This is a genomic window from Trichocoleus sp. FACHB-591, assembly GCF_014695845.1.
Lineage (GTDB): Bacteria > Cyanobacteriota > Cyanobacteriia > FACHB-46 > FACHB-46 > Trichocoleus.
The window spans coordinates 1-17416 of sequence record NZ_JACJPA010000094.1 but is presented as its reverse complement, the minus strand read 5'-3'; the positions used below and the strand labels follow the sequence as shown (position 1 = coordinate 17416).

Below are 17416 nucleotides of genomic sequence, written 5' to 3'. Positions count from 1 at the left end.
ATTTATACAGAAGCAGTTAACTCTAGCCGCTCAGCGGTTGGTAGCAAGCCAACCATAAGCGCCTTGGAGTTATCCTAGCGCTTCTGTACAAAATCAATTCTGGTTAAGCACTCAATCGCTCAGCGGCTGAATCACAAAGACCAGCGGCTCTTGCTCCTGGTCGTAGAATTCCACGGTTAGAGGATAGGTTTGATTGGGTTGTGGATCAAATACCTCAACGCTAATGCAACCCGGTCGCGACCGAGAAGCGGTTGATTGAGTCGATCGCCCTTGTAACTTTAAGCTGCCACCGGAAGGTAACCGACCTTGCACCCGGAGTCTTGGTTCTGCTTGAGGCTGATAGCGGATCTCCAAGGTCAACAGCCCTGCTGCTGTTAACCACTGGCGTTCCAGGCAAGATTGGCTAGCTGAAATCGATAACGTTAGCGAACTTAAAATTTCGCGAGCCGCCAGAAGGGATAGCGCCATTTGCTGCTTCGGTGTAGCCGCTTCATAACTATCGGGAAACTTAGTGCTCGTTTCTAATAGGGAGGATCCTATCTGAGCATCCAAGGTTCCAGAGCGAGCCGGAGACACCAGTACCATACCAGCCAAATCATTCAGAGTCTGAGTATGACCCGGAAATAAGGTCTCAACCGCTCGAACTAATTTGGCTCCTTCCCGCAAAGAAGTTTGCAGCAAATCTTGGCATTGGTCCAGCAATTGAGCCAGAACCGCCTCTGGTAGCGCAACGGGGACACTCAGGTTGCGTAGTTGAGCTGCCCATAACCGCCTGGGAACCTGCCCAACCACAGTTGAGTCAACTTGATCAGGCTCGTAAGCATAGACCTCCGACTCCCAAGGAAACAGAGGCGGATGGCGTTGAATTTCAGTTTGTAATCGACGCTTTAGAAGAGCGTGGAATCTGTCTTGCACAGTAAGTATTTCTCCCGGTTTGAGTGATTGGCTCCCTGAGTGCGGGGAGAAGGCTGGCACTTCACTGGAGTTAGTCAGTGCAAAGTCTATCCCTTCTGAATCCAACGGATCTAAGTCTGCTAATTCAGGACTGTTACTCTCATAGTTAACCGCTGGGTTCGCTTGACTAGAAGCGAGCGGCTCAACCTGAGCCTGGTTGCCTGAATTGATAGAATTGGCACCCGTCTCAGTTGAAAATTCAGCTGAGTTGGAGTCTTGCAGTAGCCATGCGAGTAACTCTTCGGAAAATGATTCAGGATTCTTAGTCATCTCCTAAACCCCTATTCATCTGTAGATGGACTTGCTCCGGATACTAGGCTATTGCGAATTTCCCAAGCTTGCTCCAACAACTGAGACCACTGTTTTTGGATTTGAGTTACTGTACACCCAACGTCTTGAGCGATCGCGAGATTGGTAAATTGCTGTTGCTTTAGCTGCAATATTCTAAGCTGTTGCGCACTGATTTGCGTTTGAAAGGCCTCCCACTGCTGGGGTGTCAAACCCAGATTATGTTCTAAGTCAGCTTCTAGCCACTGATGCACCAATTCCCAATGGTGAGAGAGCGCAAATCGAATTAAATGGTACTTAAACCGCTGCTGGAGGTAATCCCTCTGACGAGGGGTTAGCCCTAAAATTGCCTCAATTTCATGGGCAGGCAGATCTTGCAGTCGCAAAGCGAAGTAGTCCGCACAATCACTTTGTTGCCGCTCCTCCAGGTAAGCCATCAGCTCAGTCACAACGGTGTGACGCAAACTGTCATCAGCGGGTTCTGGGGCTTGAGCCACCATTTGCTCCCGCAGTTGTTGTACCGAAGCTGCGTTCCAAGCTTGATCGGTTTCTTGAGAAGCTCCCTCGGCGGCTTGCTCAATATCTACGTAAGTTTCTAAGGGTTGCTGTTGCGAGAAGGTTTGGGCTCGCAGAATGATCAATTGCTGATTTCGGTGCCCTGGCAGAGGAATGCGGCGTTTAGCATAGCGCTCTGTAAAGGCCATGTATTCTGCTAGCTCTAGCAAGGTTTTGGGGCAGTAAGCCTTTGGCATTTGGGTTTCCCGCCGAAATGCATTCAAGGCTTCCATGTAAAACCCTTGCAGAAAATCCTCGATCAAGGTTAATCGGGCTTGATAACTGGATTGTCCTTGGGAGGGGGTGATATAGCGATAGATCACGGCACTGAGGGTACTGTGCAGCTCGACTCGACCCCGCCGTGACCCTAGCTTGTAGTAGGTCAAACACTGAGTGAGGCGATGCCGGGCTAAGGTGATCGCCCAAGTTTCTACTTCTCCAGAAGCCTGAATCCGCTTACTTTCAGTGCAAATTCTTTTTACTTCTTGCGTCAAACGCTCTGCTACATCCGTACAATTCTGCTCAGACGCTCCCGTTGACAGCCTAAGTTCATTGAACAGTAGCTGAAAAATTGCCTCCACGTCGCGGCAGATCTCCCCATGATGGTTAACAGCTAACCAAGACCCTAGCATACTCACCAGCCATAAATTTGAAGCAATTTTGAAGAAAGTCTAGACTGAGAATGATTAATCTTTCCGAGACTCCAGCATGGATCTAGACCAGCAGATTCAAGTCCTGATCGAGCAAGCCCCTCAAGATGGCACTACACCCCGCTTAATTGAAGCGATCGCCCCCATTTTGAAGCAAATAGCAGGACGATTGCGGCACCCTCAATACTATGTCTTACAAACCCTGAATCAGTCTTGGATTGTAACAACCTTAAACCAGCGTTCCCAACCTGGGGTCGAGAAGAACGTTGTTTATGCTTTTTCTACCCTAAAAGATGTGGCGTCAGGCCCTTATCAGTTACAAGATCCTGAGGTGCTGGCGTTACCCATGCCAATCGCGCACATTTTGTTTTACCTCATCTCCATGCCAGGCTTAGATGGCATGATTTTTTTTGATACCCCTGGAAACGTTGATATCGGCACCGAAATTTTACGTGAAGAAGTGACGAAGTTAATTCAAGGACATATGCAACAGCTCTCCACCACAAGCAACAACTTACCGCCGGATGTGGCTTAAGTTGTTGGCTGAAGTTTATAGCTGATCGTCCAATTGCCGAGGCAAGCTGCTTTTGAGGTTCGCTTTCCAACTGGGTGCTTAATGCAGCCGACTCAAGACGTAATCTGCCATTTCTGTTAAAGCTTGGTGGGATTCGGAGGGAGGAAGGTCGCTGAGGCAGGCTACGGCACTTTGGGCATGGTGAGCTGCAAGTTCACGCGATCGCTCCATACCATTGCTCTCTAAAATCAGAGCGATCGCATGATCAAGATCGCCTTCGTGAGCAAATTCCCGTTCAATCAAACCTTCGAGAATGGGATTTTCTTTAAGGGCGAATAAAACTGGGGCGGTAAGGTTGCCACTCTTTAAATCTGATCCAGCAGGCTTTCCTAAAGCTTCCAAAGAGCCAGTGAAGTCAAAAATGTCATCCACAATTTGGAACGCTAAGCCAATATGACGACCATAGTTGTATAGGTTCTCAGCCATCGTGGATGGGACATCGCTGAGCACACCTGCGGCTTTAGCACTGTTAGCGATAAGGGAAGCTGTTTTGTAATAGCTCTTGTCTAAGTAGGCTTCAATCGACAAGCTAGTATCGAAGCGGTTCAACCCCTGCTGGATTTCCCCCTCGGCCATGTCCATAATTACTTTGGACAGAAGTTTCACGACTTCTAAGTTGTCCAAGTTAGCTAAATGCCAAGAGGACTGAGCAAAAAGAAAGTCGCCTGCTAGCACTGCGATGCGATTTCCGAAGCTGCTATGGACGGTGGGAACACCCCTGCGAACTTCTGATTCATCCACGACATCATCATGGACGAGGCTCGCTGTGTGGATCATTTCAGTGATTTCAGCCAATCGTCGATGCCGAGCGGTGATGTCTTGACCTGGCATGGTGGCTCGCGAGATCAGAAAGACAATCGCTGGCCTCAGCCGTTTTCCCCCCGCTCCAAATAAATGCTCGGCGGCAGCATAGAGAATGGGGTGATGGGCACCAACTAAGTTTTTCAGATTGTCTGTCAAGACCCGTAGGTCAGTTTCGACAGTAGAGAACAAAGAAGTAGCTGAGGTCATGGAGAGGCCAGCTCAGGCGTTACGATATTAGGTTACGAAATTTTACATATCCTAACCTCATTTTAAGCTAACCCTCCCGCATTATGAAAGATTTGTTTTTAGCTGGTTGATAATTCGACCTCGCTGTGAGCCAACAGTTACTGTAGATTGGGCGTTTGAGCCTAGGAAATCAACCGCAGAACTTGACTTTGGAAAGGTGACAAGTTTTGCAGTAACCCAATTGTTTGTAATTTTTCGATTGCAGCCACTTCTAGCGACTTAACTTGTGCAGTAGGGTCCAAAAACACCGAAATCATGTGTTAGTCTAGATGACAAGGATTTCAACAATTTCATACTTTACAAAGCGACTGAGACTGTGAGTTGCCTCAGGGTAGCTGTATCGTCTGCTCTACTGAGATACTCAGTAGGTAATGGCAGTTCAGTCTTCTGGTTTCTCCTTATGCTAGTGGCAGTTGGAGTTTTGTCTGCTGCCTAAATCAAAAGACTTATGTTGTTGGGGTTGTAGCTTACAATCTTAGTCTTTTGTAGCCGAACCAGAATTTGAGGGGCTAGAGGCGGCAGTTAGGCTGAGCAACTTGATAGAGATTAGTTGGTGTGTCTAGGGGCTACACCAGTGATTTCTTGCAGGCTAATTTAGCTTTGTTTGTCTGAGCTTGCTTTCCTTCGCCAACCCCCGCTTTGCTCCTAGCCGTCTTATGTATCACGATATTCCAGCCATTATTCTGCTCCTAGCCACAGGGTACTTATTTACAATCTATTTGCTACTGATGTTGGCTCAGCGAAGTTCTAAGGTGCCACGCTAAATTGTTTTGCTTAGCCAGAAAGACGGAGCACTCTAGAAGTTGAGTGCTTGAAGTAAGTGGTGGCGTAGCTTTAAGGCTAGCGATCGCTCAAATTGCGCTGTCTTAATCTTCCCCCCTGCCCAGAAAAAATACCAAGACTAGAGTTGCTCCAGCCTTGGCCTAGAGAAGCGGTAACAGCTCAGCGGTGGTTCAAGAAACAATTTGACTCAGTACTTCTGGAAGATTGATTTTTTCGACGGTCGGGGTGAATCCAAGCCACTGGACAGAAATTTGAGCGAACTGTTCCGGGTTGCCACTTACACAAAAGCGGGTAGGTAGCGGCAACCGGATATTTCTCAACCCGAGTAACTCTAGTTCTTGGGCTGCTGCGGCTACCACACTAACTGCCGGATCGACTAGCTTCACAGAGGGGGGCAATAGGCTGCGTAGTACAGGTGCCAAGTGAGGATAGTGGGTACAGCCGTAAACAAGCGTGTCGATCTGTTGCTGCAATAGCGGAGCTAAATACTCCTGAGCGACTTGGTAGGTGTAAGGATCGCTAATGCGGTTTTGCTCTACCAAGGGCACAAACTCCGGACACCCCACTTGCCACACTTCAGCCGTTTCATCCACTTCTTGAACAGCCTGACGGTAGGCATTGCTAGCTGCGGTGGCAGGAGTGGCAATTACACCAATGCGGCTGCCCTGCTGAACTGCGGCGCGGGCTCCTGGCAAGATTAAACCCAAGATGGGAATTTTGAACTCCCGCCGCACTGCTTCTAAAGCCAAAGCTGAGCTGGTGTTGCAGGCCATGATTGCCATCTTGACCCCTTGTTGCACCATCCAGGTCAAAATCTCCCGCACAAACTGCAAAATCTCTGCTTGCGATCGCGTGCCATAGGGGAGGCGAGCCGTATCTCCAAAGTAGAGGATTGACTCGTTGGGCAATTGCCGATACAGCTCTCGCAAAACTGTGAGTCCTCCGACCCCACTGTCAAACACACCAATGTAGGCCCGCTGTCGTTCTGTGGCAAACGGTGTAGGCAGACTGGGTTCTAAACTAGCTTGCGGCTCTGAGGTCAAATTGTCGCTAGGAAGGGAAGTGGAGTGCGGCTGTGAGTGGTTAGACACGGATGGTTGCATTCAGGTGGAACTAAAAGTTTTGCTGGATGTACTGTAGAACACCACGTGCGATCGCGTCAGCCATTTGAGTCCGATAACTCGACGTTGACAGTCTAGCCGCGTCTTCTGCACCAGTCACAAAGCCAACCTCTACTAAGACTGAAGGCATAGAAGTTTTGCGTAGCACAAAGAATCGCGCTGAGCGAACTCCGCGATCGCGGGCTCCAGTCCCTTGAAGCACGTTGCTATGGATAGTCCGAGCCAAGCGTTCGCCGCTGCTGTAATAGTAGGTTTCCAGCCCATTGACATCAGGTCGGCTCATGCTAATGGCGTTAGCGTGGATACTGACAAACAAGCTAGCATTCGCTCGCTCTGCTAAGGCAACGCGAGGTTCCAAATCTAAGTCTCGGTCATCTTCGCGCGTCAGAACTGCCTGCACACCTTGTTGCTGTAGTCTTGCGGCTACCTGACGGGAAATGTCCATAGTAATGCCCTTCTCTTGGAGCCCACCAATGCCAACGGCACCCGGATCAGGTCCGCCGTGCCCTGGGTCAACGATCACGACTAGTCGCCCGTTGGGGACGCGAGGCAGGTTGGTCGTGGGTGGTCTGTTGGTGGGAGGTGGGACTGGAATAGACCCGACTGTGCTACCTGGAGGCAGCACTGGTGTTGGACGCGACCGTTGCAGTTGTAAAGCTAGTATTTGGTTGCTGGGCTGGTTAATGTCCCCAACTTGCACGCCCGCTGCGGGTTGGAGCAAAATGACGACTGTCTGGGGGTCTTCTTGCCGCACGCGTACTCGTAGCAACGCACTGCTCGCATCCAATTTAGGACCCCGCACCCGATCAGCCAATCGAGCCGAGTTGAGTGTAATCCGGTATAGCCCCGAATTGCGGTCCCAACCAGTGGTATAGGTGAATGAGCGATCGCCGCGAATCAGCAGTTGATTACCGTTATTTTCTAGGTCCACCGCTTCAATGGTGGCTACCTGATTTGTATCCGGAGGGCTGGTGGGAACTGGCCGCGAGTTATTGGGGGTGGGGCGCTGGCTATCGACTGTGGCTGCTGTCACTCCTCCGGTGGGAACCAGGACTACGCCACCCAAGTTACTGACTGTCGCTTGCCAATTGGGGCTGCTTCTCGCCACATTGAGGGTAATGCGTGCAACTGGAGGAGATGCTTGGGCCTGAGTCACCTGAAGCTGACTGACTCCATAGCGGTTAATCGATAGCGATCGCTGGGTCAGGCGAGGAGAAATAGCGGTCCCTTTAAGGGAAATTTCGATTTGCTGTCCATTATTACTGCGATCGACTTCGACCTCTGGAGCTCTACCCGTCGTCCGGACAAAGATGCCATCAGGGGTGACCTGGACATTCTGAATTTGAGTGGTAGCCCCCGTCACTACTGGGGAAGTGGCTGGAGGTGTAGGGTTGACAGGTGAACCGGGGACTACGACACCAGGAGTATTAGACGATACAGGTTGAGGAGTCGGCAGTTGCACAGACCATTGATTGGCCGAACGGCCTCGAAACTTGACTTGCTGTGGGTCAAGCGTATAGCCCGGTGTCAGCTCCACAACGATGCGAGTGGTTTGAGGATCAAACTGGCCGACCCGGATAGAACGGATGGCTCCGCCGACCAATTGATTTCTCAAGGCTCCGCCCACCTTAGTACCTGGTAAGTCAATTACCAAGCGCGTGGGATTAGCAATCAATTGCGCTCTGGGTTGCACCCCATCGTCAGTTGTGAAATCAAGTTGATTTTGATTGGCATTAAATTGCCAAGACTGTAGTCTAGCCGCTTCTGCAGGGGACGACAGCAAAATAATGCCCAGAAAGCTGGGTAGTAGCCAGTGAAGCCTCACTGTGATTTCTCCTCGTTTGGATTGCGTCGCTGTAAGCTATTGGCGAGTTGGAAATCAACCCAATTCAGTAAGCCAAACCCCATGCTGGGCTATATTCCTCTGCTAAGTTCAAACTTGAAGGCTGCGTTGAAAAATACCACGATTTAGGTCACACCACAGCCTTAGAAGCTAGAAGTTGATTAGCTAGTAGGCTCTCTTGCCTGAACCAGACTGCTCCAACAGCGTTATTCCATTGGTCATTGGCAACTGACTTGTTGCTCCACATTCCTCACACCCACCAATCTTTCAAGTTAGAGTCTCGGTTAAACGCATGATTTGCAGACGTTGCTTGCAGCTTCGACGATGCCAACGGACTCGGCCATCGTTTTGCAGCAGCCTGCTGCGCTCAAACTCACCTGTTCAATTGAGATTGATAAGCGATTGGACGCAGACTCAGCCACACAAGTTTCATCCAATAGTGTTAATCAACCTACAGCGAGCCTCCTCAGGATTCTGAGGTGGAAATCCTCCAAATGTACCGGTTGTCTCAGCTGATTGGCTAATGTTGCCCAGGCTCGCTGGTGGATTCGAGAGTGTCTGATTCAACGCGATCGCCTTGTAGACCAACGGCTTCAGCCAAGGGTTGAGTCTGACCTGCTGCCAACGCCAAGTCTGCTGGCTCAGTGGCTGAGGCATCCGGGCCATTTTGAAACACCAGCCGCAGCAGAGGAGGTGCGACAAAGGTGGTAAGAATCACCATGACGATGATGGCTGCTTCTAAAGATTTAGACAGGACACCACTCGCTGATCCTACGCCAGCAAAGACCAAGCCCACTTCACCCCGTGGAATCATGCCGACTCCGATGGCTAGCCGATTAATGTTGGGCTGACCAAACACTGTTAATCCGGTGATGACTTTACCTACGATCGCCACCACGATCAAAAAGGCTGCCATAATCAACCCTTCCCGATTACTGGGAATCGCTGGATTGAGGACACCAATATCCGTTCTAGCACCCACAGTGACGAAGAAAATCGGCACTAGCATGTCGGCAATGGGGATGACCTGTTTTTCTAGCTCACCACGTTTTTCTGTCTCTGCCAGAATCAAGCCTGCCGCGAATGCCCCCAAAATGGCTTCCAACTGGATTGCGGCTGCAATGTAGGACAAGACGAAAGCAAAGATTAAGGCGGAAATCAGCAGTTGACCGCGGGTCTTGAGCTGGTTGACCAAGGAGACAAAGAAGGGGCTGAGAAAGCGACCCAGGATAATTGAGCCTACTAAGAAGACTGTGGCGCTGATAATCAGATAAATTACATTCGCGACTTCAATTTCTCCAGTTTTGGCAAGGCTCGCTACGACCGCTAGAACAATGATGCCAAGCACGTCATCTAAGACCGCCGCGCCGATGATAATCTGGCCTTCACGTGAGCTGAGGCGCTGAATTTCTGCCAAAACTCTCGCGGTGATGCCAATACTAGTAGCGGTTAGAGCTGCCCCAGCAAAAATTGCGGGTATCGTGGGCACGCCAAAAATGGTGATAAGCCCAATTGTGCCTGCGGCAAAGGGTGCAGCTACTCCTACCACAGCCACCACTGCTGCTTGAGGACCTACCCGAATCAGTTCTTTCAAGTCTGATTCCAGCCCAATTTCAAACAGCAAAATCACAACACCCAGTTCCGCCAGAACCGAGATAACTTCGCTCTGAGCGGAAAACAGGCTCGCGATCGCTTCCGAACTCAAGCCTGTGGTCATTTGGATGAAATTCATAATTACGGAGGTGGAAGCATCGGCCCCACCTTCCGGAAAAACCAACAAATGTAGGGCCGAGACACCCACGACAACACCGCCCACCAGCTCTCCTAAAACTGGCGGTAAGTTAATTCGAGCGCAAAGTTCACCACCAATTTTGCTAGCTAGGTAAACGACAACTAAGCTCAGCAATACTCCTGCTAGGACGAGAGCACTACTCTCCGTTTCCGCTGCCGTTGCCAGCAAGGGAGCAGGAGGAACAAAAGGCATGGAGAAGATGGAGGAGGCTACCCAGGCAGTTAAATCAGCCATTGCTTCCGCAGAACTCATTCTGTCTAATTTACAGGTTTCTTTACAGAATTAATCTGCTCTAGGCTATGAGTCCTGCCAGAAACGCTGGATTTAGACAAACACGCGATGCTGCAAGGAAGGCATTTGACGACGGACTTGGTCTAGACGCGCAGGTTCAATCGAGGCGATCGCAATCCCTGGTTTATCTCCCGCATCCGCTAAAATCACGCCCCAGGGGTCGATGATCATGGCATGTCCGTGTGACTGCCGTATGCTGTTGTGGCGACCTGTTTGGGCTGGTGCAACCACATAACAAGTATTTTCGATCGCTCTAGCTTGCAGCAAAACTTGCCAATGGTCTTTGCCTGTATAGGCTGTGAATGCAGCAGGCACAAAAAGCACTTCCGCACCCATTTGAGACAAATGCCGATATAGCTCTGGAAAGCGCACGTCGTAGCATACCGACAGCCCAATCTGGCCCAGCTCCTTAGAAGGATGGATGGGCGGCACCCGCATGCCTGCGAGTACACTGCTAGATTCGCGGTATGTGTTGCCGTCCGGTAGGTCAACGTCAAACAAATGTGCCTTTTCGTAGCGAGCTAACTCTTGCCCGCTCGGATCAATCAACAAGGCTGTGTTGTAAACTTTGCCATTGCCGACGGGAACCGGAAACCCACCGCCCAAGATGGTGACTTGAAAACGCTGAGCCATTGTTTTGAGGAATTTTTCGCTCTCAACAGCGATCGCTTCCGCTTGATCCAGCTTGGCGTCCTCATCTCCTAAAAAGGAAAAATTTTCTGGCAACCCGATTAATTCTGCGCCCTGCCGCACTGCAAGGTCGATCAGTTCTTCTGCCTGCACTAAATTTTTTTCCAAATTAGGCAGACTATTCATTTGAATGGCGGCAGCCAGATAAGACTTCATAGATGTCGCTAACAAAGATGCAAGGTCAGTAATGTGAGCTAGAACCAATATTGTGGCCTATATCCATCTTCCCCTGCAAAGTCGCATGGTTTATCACCTTTGGGTTTGACTGCAACGATTCTTAGCTTGCCGCGTCTTTTTGCTGCGTTTTTTGGGTCGTAATTCCTAAAGCCAGTACTTAGGATATTTTCGGTCTTCTGCCAGGTTATTAAATACGACCGCGCATAACACCAGCAAAATCGAGCCTGTCAGTACTGGGGTAAAGAAAAATTTCCAACTTGCCCCTGTCATGATGATCACGAGTGGGTCAGCTCCGGCGGGTGGATGCAGGGTGTGAGTCAACTGCATACAGCCGATCGCGGTCGCTACTGCCAGCGCCATCACCCAAGCCTCTGAGCCAAACAGATGCAGGCAAGTTAAGCCAATCAGACTCGCTAGACAGTGGCCGCCCACGATATTACGCGGTTGAGCCAAAGGGCTTTCAGGCGCTGCAAAAGCTAAAACGCAGGTAGCTCCAAACGGCGCAATCAACATTGGGGCTTGCGCGATCGCCGAACTGTATCCGGTGGTGGCGATCGCTAAGAAAGCGCCCAACCATGACCACAACACATATTTATAATTCGGCTGCGGCAGTTGAATGGGTGTTCCCCGCATTTTGCCAACATAGTTGTTCCAGCGTTTAGGCCATCGCTTGACCCGAACAAACCGCCTGATGTTATTTGCCTTAAAACGCCGTGGGGGTGAAGCTTGTAATGACTGATCTAGCTCTACTCTACGCAGGTTGGGAAAGTGGCTTTTCATAGGGGAGTCGTGTAAGCCCTTGTCTATGGGGACAGGTGATACACAAAATCTGATGATGAATTGTTCTGTATGTTACAGATTTTTGAGCAATAAGGCAATAATACCTAGCGCAGAGAGCAGCGCAGAGAGCAGCGATCGCAAGTTCCCAAGCTCTAACCTTTTGCTCCCGCCTCCTTCATCCTTCCCCTTTCCTCCAATACCTTGCCCGCCGCCAAAATTCTGCAACTCTAGCTTCCCATTCTTGCCAGTAGGTGCCGAGAGTTTCTGAGTCAAACCAAAATACTTCGGCTGCCAGGCCAGGGAGAGCCACAACTAACAATCCGTGCGCCAAGTTTAGTTCGTGGTCTTGATATAGCTGGTTAGCTGCGCCTAAATAGGCAACTAACTGTAAGGGATAATCGTATAGCCGCTCTATGGTTTGCTTTGGTTTATCTGCCGTTTTCCACTCACAGACACAAGGCACGCCTTGATAGCTAGCAATACAATCTACCTGTCCGGCGTAACCCAAGTCTTCATGAAATACGAAGCCTTCGACTAAGCGAATCTGGTGAATTTCCTGCAACACGGGTGCGACACTGTCCCAGTAAGGTTGCACGGTTTCTGAGCAAACCACTGCTTCACCGGACAAATAACGCTGGATTTGCTTGTGGGTCCCCGTCCCGCGCCGACTTGCCGCCCCAGAAATGCGAGTGGCTTCGGCGGCTCCTACGCGATCGCGCCAATTTGCTAAAGCTTCGCGATGAGCCTGGGGTTTAGTGGCATTGAGAATGGTGGTGACACTTGGCAAACGTCTACCTTGGTCATTGACATAATATTGTTTGCCGTTTTCGCGTACTGTTTTGGCGGTGTAGTGAGGAAGTCGCTGCGATTCCAAGGACATAGATCAAGAGCAAACGCTTTATTCTAGAAGTTTGTAGCCTCTGGCGCTCTAATCCACTCGTCCCATCAGTTGGGCGATCGCCTTAATTAGATAATCAGGCTCGATGGGTTTGGCGACATGTTGTTGGAAACCAGCCGCTAGCACTTGTTGCTGATTCAGCTCTCCTGCATAGGCGGTTAGGGCGATCGCGGGAATGGTGCCACCGTGCTCGAGAGGCAGCGATCGCACTTGACGAATCAGCATATAACCGTCCATTTGCGGCATGCCAATGTCACTCAAAAGCAAATCATATTGAGCTTGGCTCAGCGCTTCTAAGGCTGCTCCCGCAGAACCTACAGCAGTGACGGTTGCTCCAGCTTGGTTCAAGATGAACTCCACCACTTCTCTGGTGTCGGCATCATCATCTACCAGCAAAATTCTCAGGGCTGTTAGCCAGGGTTGCAGGCTGAGAACGGCAGCATCCCCAGGTAGCAATTCATGCTGATCTCTTTCCTCGACTTGCCACAGCGGTAGGCGGATAACAAAGGTGGCTCCTTGCCCTTCCCCAGCGCTGGCAGCTTGAATCATACCACCATGCAGTTCTACCAAATGCCGAGCGATCGCCAGTCCTAGACCTAAGCCGCCGAAGATGCGAGTGGTCGTGCTGTCTGCTTGGCGAAAGTAGTCAAAGATATAAGACAGAAATTCTGGGGCGATGCCCTTGCCTGTATCACTCACACGAATTTGGGCTTGACTACCTATTTGTTCTAGCTTCACTTCTACTTGCCCGCCTGCAGGGGTGAACTTTACTGCATTGGACAGCAAATTCCAAACTACTTGTTGGAGTCGGTTTTGATCCCCCAAAACTTGACCAACGCCGTCATCGAAGAGGGTGTGAATGCGAATCGATTTGGCTTCTGCTGCCAACCGGACTGTTTCGATCGCAGCGGCAATCACAGCTACTAAATTCACGGGATGAGCCGTCAAGGTCAGCTTCCCTTGGAGAATCCGAGAGACATCGAGCAGATCTTCGATGAGCTGAGTTTGCAGCTTGGCATTGCGCTCAATGGTTTCTAGAGCTAAATCCACTTTGGCGGGTTCTAGCTTGCCACCTCTGAGTAACTTGGCCCAGCCCAAAATGGGATTCAGAGGGGTGCGTAATTCGTGAGAGAGCACCGCCAAAAATTCGTCTTTGATGCGGTTAGCTGCTTCTGCTTCTGCGCGTAGGCGTTTCTGCTCCTGATATAGCTCGGTTGTGCCGATGGCTGAAGCCGACAAGTTAGCCAAGGCCATCCCCACTCGGATTTCGGTATCGTGGAATGGGTGGGGTTGGTGGTAATAAAACACCAAAGTCCCAGAAGTTTCTCCATGAATTCTTAGCGGTAGTACTAGGAGCGCCATGATTCCTTCTTGGCGATAGCCCGCTTTGCGCATTTCTAGGAGGGGCGACTGTTCTACATCCTCGATCACAAATGGTTCGTCTGGCATCGTGGGTGTAGCAGTTGTCACCTGAATCACAGATTGTTGGTAAGCCTCAGACAATCCGGCGGCTGAAACAACTTGCCATTTGTTTAGGGAGGGTAGGAAACGCCAGACGGCATAAGCATCAGCAGCAATTAGATTGCAAGACAGGTCTAGAATCTTAGGCAGCAGTACCGTCAGCTCTAGAGAACTAATTAAGGTGCTAGAAGCTTCGACTAACAAAGTCAGCTTTTGCTCAACGCTTTGCTGGAGCCGCAATCCTGCTTCTCGTTCTTGCAAAGCGGCTTGGGCGGTTTGATAGAGACGAGCATTGTCTACGGCGATCGCGGCTCGTTGCGCTAAATCTTCTGCCAAAACCAGATCTACTGTGTTGTACTGCCACTTTGATTCAGCCGTGGCGAAGGTAATCACGCCTAAGACGCGATCGCGAGCAATCAGCGGCACCACCATTGCAGATTGGCAACTCAAACTCCGCAACAGCTCTAAATGTTCAGCGTTCTGAGCATAAGCAACTAACATCTCCTCAGAGAGCTGAGGAATCAGTTCTGAGGCTCTCGTTCGCACTGCATAGGCAGGCCCAGAGGCAGCGTCAGTTGGGGGAGGATAACGCTGATTTAGCTGCCAAGCTTGGGCTACTTTCGTGGCATCGAGGTGGGCAATGGCTAAGCGTCGCAAGGTCCCGTCTTGATTTAAGACATCCACCAAACACCAATCAGCGATCGGCGGGACGGCGAGTTGAGCCACACTTTCCAAGGTCGCTTCGTAATCGAGAGAACTAGCCAGAACTCGGCTGGCTTCTGCTAAAAATGCGGCTCGTCTTTCGGCTGATTCTGCGACTGTCCGAGCGGCCTGCTCGCGCAACAGCAGTTGTTGGCGCTCAGCCTCTGCTTGCTTTAGTGCCTGGGTATACTGATGCAAAACCTCTATTTCATGATTCTGCTGCCGTAGTGCTGCAATTTCGTCGAGGAGTTGCTCTCTGGTTTTGTCTTCATCTTTCATCAGCAAATCTTGGTTGAGATTGCTCTCAAACACTAGGAACCAAACACTAATCGCCAGTCACAGTAGCAGAATTGAGGGCTTCCATAGATGCTGTGGAAGTTTCAGTCGGCTGAAGCGGAGTGACTTCTGTCAATCTGCCCTGGAGGCGGCCATGCGACCGCGAAACCTCAAAAATTTTGCTATCTATATCTAAAGTTATAGAAGCACTCCGGATGATTGGAAGCACCATTTAGAGCAAATTCCTTAAACTTAAGCTACGCGATCGCTCTTGAGGTGCTGCTCTTGAGGTGCTTCTAAGGACGATCGTACAAGTATCTAATAGACCTCTTCAAAAATAAGAAAAGTGGGTAGGTCAAGCTGCTAAAACCCTAATTTCAGACATACTGCACCCGTAACCGGACTAGGCCACAGACACAACCAATCGCGGTCTCATACATCCGTGAACGCATCCGGAACTCTTCTTTGGCAATCCGGAAAATTTTAACTACTCGAATCACATGTTCCACAAACACTCGCTTTTGACTCAGGTAGCGATTAAACTCCTTTTGCTCCTGCGTTAACTCTCCTTTCGGTGGCTTCTTATACGCTGTGGTGGTATTGCGACGACCGACATAGGCTCTGTCGCCGATGAATGAAAGGTGGTTTGGCAATTCGTCCTGCGTTTGCTCAAACAGCTTGCTGTCACTACGGGGTCCCTTCTCTCCCAAGATGACATCGACGAGGTCCACACCCTTCGGAAGGACAATCGCCTGATTTTTACGCGTATGCTCCTTCTGTTTGCCAGAGTAATACTCTTCCTGCTCATCGGTGGGTTGCGGAATCGCTTGCTCCCAACTATCGACCAGCAAGGCTCCCTCTGGCAGTTCGGCTAAACACTGCTCTAGCTCTGCGCGTTCGACACTGGGACATTCTTGCTGCCATTGTTCAAGCAAACTCGCAGGTAGGTGCTCACGCAGATGGGGCAGCATTTCATGGATGTAGTTCCAGACCGTCGCTTCAGCACAACCGAGGGTGACAGCAATCGCTTGCATGGTCCAGTGTTGCCGCAGGTAAACTAGGGTCACCAACAACCGACCTAGAACGGCGGCATCCTTTTTACGCCCTCCACCCCCCTGTCGTTTTCGTCCAGGGCGTTGAGCCTGCCTCAGGCGTTTAGCCCGTTCCGCTTCTGCCGTCCGCTGCCACAGTTCCCAAAGCGTGTTTGCTCCGAGCCCTACCATCCGTTTACCTTGTTCAGGATGGGCGTTGAATAGATGCAACAGACGGTTGAGGAATGCCTGCTTCATGATTCGTCCTGACAGCACTGCTCCCTCTATTTTGTCTGATTGCCTTATTTTTGAAGAAGTCTAATGAAATTGAAAGGGGTACCGGTGCGTTCATTGCAGGTGCGATAGCACGCCTTGCAGCGATACATCGCGTAACCTAAATCAGTAGTGCGTTGCAATCGAGTGGTGTGAGCCGAGCTGCAGTGAGGACAATTCATCGAAGGCTGACTAAACGGAAGTTGAGGGCAGAAGCTAGTTTATCAGGCAGGGGCTTCTACCCTCAATTTGAGTACTCAGTTCTGACAGTTTCCCTACAACTCAGTCAGTACCTACTTCTACCCCAGCTTACCTATCTCCTGACAAAGCTGAGAGGCAAGGGAAACTAAACAAGCGGCCCCATCAAGGAGTCAAGAAGCAAAAGCGAGGTCCGAAGAAAAAACAGGCAAAAGAGCAGCAAGCAGCTGAGAAAGAAGTGCCAAAGCGGGTCCCAGAAGAAGCTGAAGAGGAGCGCGACAAAGATTAGCATTATCCCTTCAGCTTTTTACGACTAGCAACTGCTTGGAGAAAGCGATCGCTTGGGGCTAGTAGGAGTTAGCACTCACAGTTTGAAACGAACGACTTTTACCCAGATGAACAGTGCAGGAATACCCCTTTAGGTGATTCAGAAGATTCCTGGGCACCGCAGTTTACAAGCAATTTTCACTTTGTCTACTCCCGCCTTCTCAGCGATCGCCAATATGTCACTGCTCCTAGGATCGACCCTAAGAATGGTACAGTCCCAACCGCTAAAACGGCCCAGCCAGCAGCGATAGAGGATAAAACGGGATAACTACAATTCTCTGGCTCTTGGTTGCATGTCACTGCAGCGATCGCTACTAAGACCAGCGGTAAGAGGGTAATAAGCCAACCCCCTAGCGTACAGGAGAGAATCAAATTGGCTTCATCATCGTTCCTAGAGCTTCCCAAACGATAGACCACAAAGCCGAGCAAGAGGGCAAAACTTAGCCCTGCCACCGCTCCAACAATTGCCATCAAGGTCATGTAAGCCAACCCTAACCTGGAAAGTGCTCCCAATAAGACAATCAGCTTAAAGTTTAGCCACGCACTATAAACCTTATCAGAAATTAGGACTTAGAATTATACCGTGCACCTGGAATGAGGTCGGTAGATGAAAATGACATATGCGGAACTACGAACCAAACCGCAGACCTTGTGTAGTTTAACCGGGCTCACCCCCAAAGAGTTTGAGGCTTTGTTAGAGAG

Annotated in this window: 14 protein-coding genes; 1 reads left to right on the top strand and 13 read right to left on the bottom strand. The window is 50.3% G+C overall.

The window, feature by feature from the left end:
- Positions 1–111 precede the first annotated feature (111 nt).
- A complete protein-coding gene (locus tag H6F90_RS17160; RefSeq protein WP_190553562.1) occupies positions 112–1224 on the bottom strand; it encodes a PatU in 1113 nt (370 codons plus the stop codon).
- Positions 1225–1235: 11 nt separating this feature from the next.
- Complete coding sequence (hetZ, locus tag H6F90_RS17155) at positions 1236–2429, bottom strand: heterocyst differentiation protein HetZ (RefSeq protein WP_190434799.1); 1194 nt, start codon at positions 2427–2429, stop codon at positions 1236–1238.
- 76 nt (positions 2430–2505) lie between these two features.
- Here hetZ and H6F90_RS17150 point away from each other — a divergent pair, with 76 nt between their 5' ends.
- Positions 2506–2982, top strand: a complete 477-nt coding sequence (locus H6F90_RS17150; RefSeq protein WP_190553561.1) for a hypothetical protein — start codon at positions 2506–2508, stop codon at positions 2980–2982.
- A 78-nt stretch (positions 2983–3060) separates the two neighbouring features.
- Here the strand turns inward: H6F90_RS17150 and sds are convergent, their stop codons facing one another.
- From sds to H6F90_RS17095, 11 genes are all read right to left on the bottom strand, one after another.
- Entirely contained in the window at positions 3061–4032 is a 972-nt protein-coding gene (gene sds, locus H6F90_RS17145) for a solanesyl diphosphate synthase (protein WP_190553560.1), read from the bottom strand.
- A 992-nt stretch (positions 4033–5024) separates the two neighbouring features.
- On the bottom strand, positions 5025–5945 hold the full coding sequence (gene murI, locus H6F90_RS17140) for a glutamate racemase (protein WP_370588038.1): 921 nt from the start codon (positions 5943–5945) through the stop codon (positions 5025–5027).
- Positions 5946–5967: 22 nt separating this feature from the next.
- Complete coding sequence (locus H6F90_RS17135; protein ID WP_190553558.1) at positions 5968–7800, bottom strand: N-acetylmuramoyl-L-alanine amidase; 1833 nt, start codon at positions 7798–7800, stop codon at positions 5968–5970.
- Positions 7801–8338: 538 nt separating this feature from the next.
- Positions 8339–9844: a cation:proton antiporter gene (locus tag H6F90_RS17130; RefSeq protein WP_190553669.1), complete on the bottom strand. Its 1506-nt coding sequence runs from the start codon at positions 9842–9844 to the stop codon at positions 8339–8341.
- 90 nt (positions 9845–9934) lie between these two features.
- Positions 9935–10747, bottom strand: a complete 813-nt coding sequence (locus tag H6F90_RS17125) for a carbon-nitrogen hydrolase family protein (protein WP_190434786.1) — start codon at positions 10745–10747, stop codon at positions 9935–9937.
- A gap of 165 nt (positions 10748–10912) precedes the next feature.
- Positions 10913–11548 carry an HPP family protein gene (locus tag H6F90_RS17120; protein ID WP_190553557.1) on the bottom strand — a complete coding sequence of 212 codons (636 nt, stop codon included), beginning with the start codon at positions 11546–11548 and terminating at the stop codon, positions 10913–10915.
- A gap of 175 nt (positions 11549–11723) precedes the next feature.
- Positions 11724–12428 carry a PD-(D/E)XK nuclease family protein gene (locus H6F90_RS17115; RefSeq protein WP_190553556.1) on the bottom strand — a complete coding sequence of 235 codons (705 nt, stop codon included), beginning with the start codon at positions 12426–12428 and terminating at the stop codon, positions 11724–11726.
- Between the two features lie 48 nt (positions 12429–12476).
- On the bottom strand, positions 12477–14888 hold the full coding sequence (locus tag H6F90_RS17110; RefSeq protein ID WP_206756189.1) for an ATP-binding protein: 2412 nt from the start codon (positions 14886–14888) through the stop codon (positions 12477–12479).
- Positions 14889–14934: 46 nt separating this feature from the next.
- On the bottom strand, positions 14935–15117 hold the full coding sequence (locus H6F90_RS17105) for a hypothetical protein (RefSeq protein ID WP_190553554.1): 183 nt from the start codon (positions 15115–15117) through the stop codon (positions 14935–14937).
- A gap of 145 nt (positions 15118–15262) precedes the next feature.
- The gene (locus tag H6F90_RS17100) at positions 15263–16174 is read right to left on the bottom strand and encodes a transposase family protein (RefSeq protein ID WP_190553553.1); all 912 of its coding nucleotides are present in this window, start codon (positions 16172–16174) and stop codon (positions 15263–15265) included.
- Between the two features lie 687 nt (positions 16175–16861).
- Positions 16862–17194, bottom strand: a complete 333-nt coding sequence (locus H6F90_RS17095) for a hypothetical protein (protein ID WP_190553552.1) — start codon at positions 17192–17194, stop codon at positions 16862–16864.
- Positions 17195–17416: the final 222 nt, after the last annotated feature.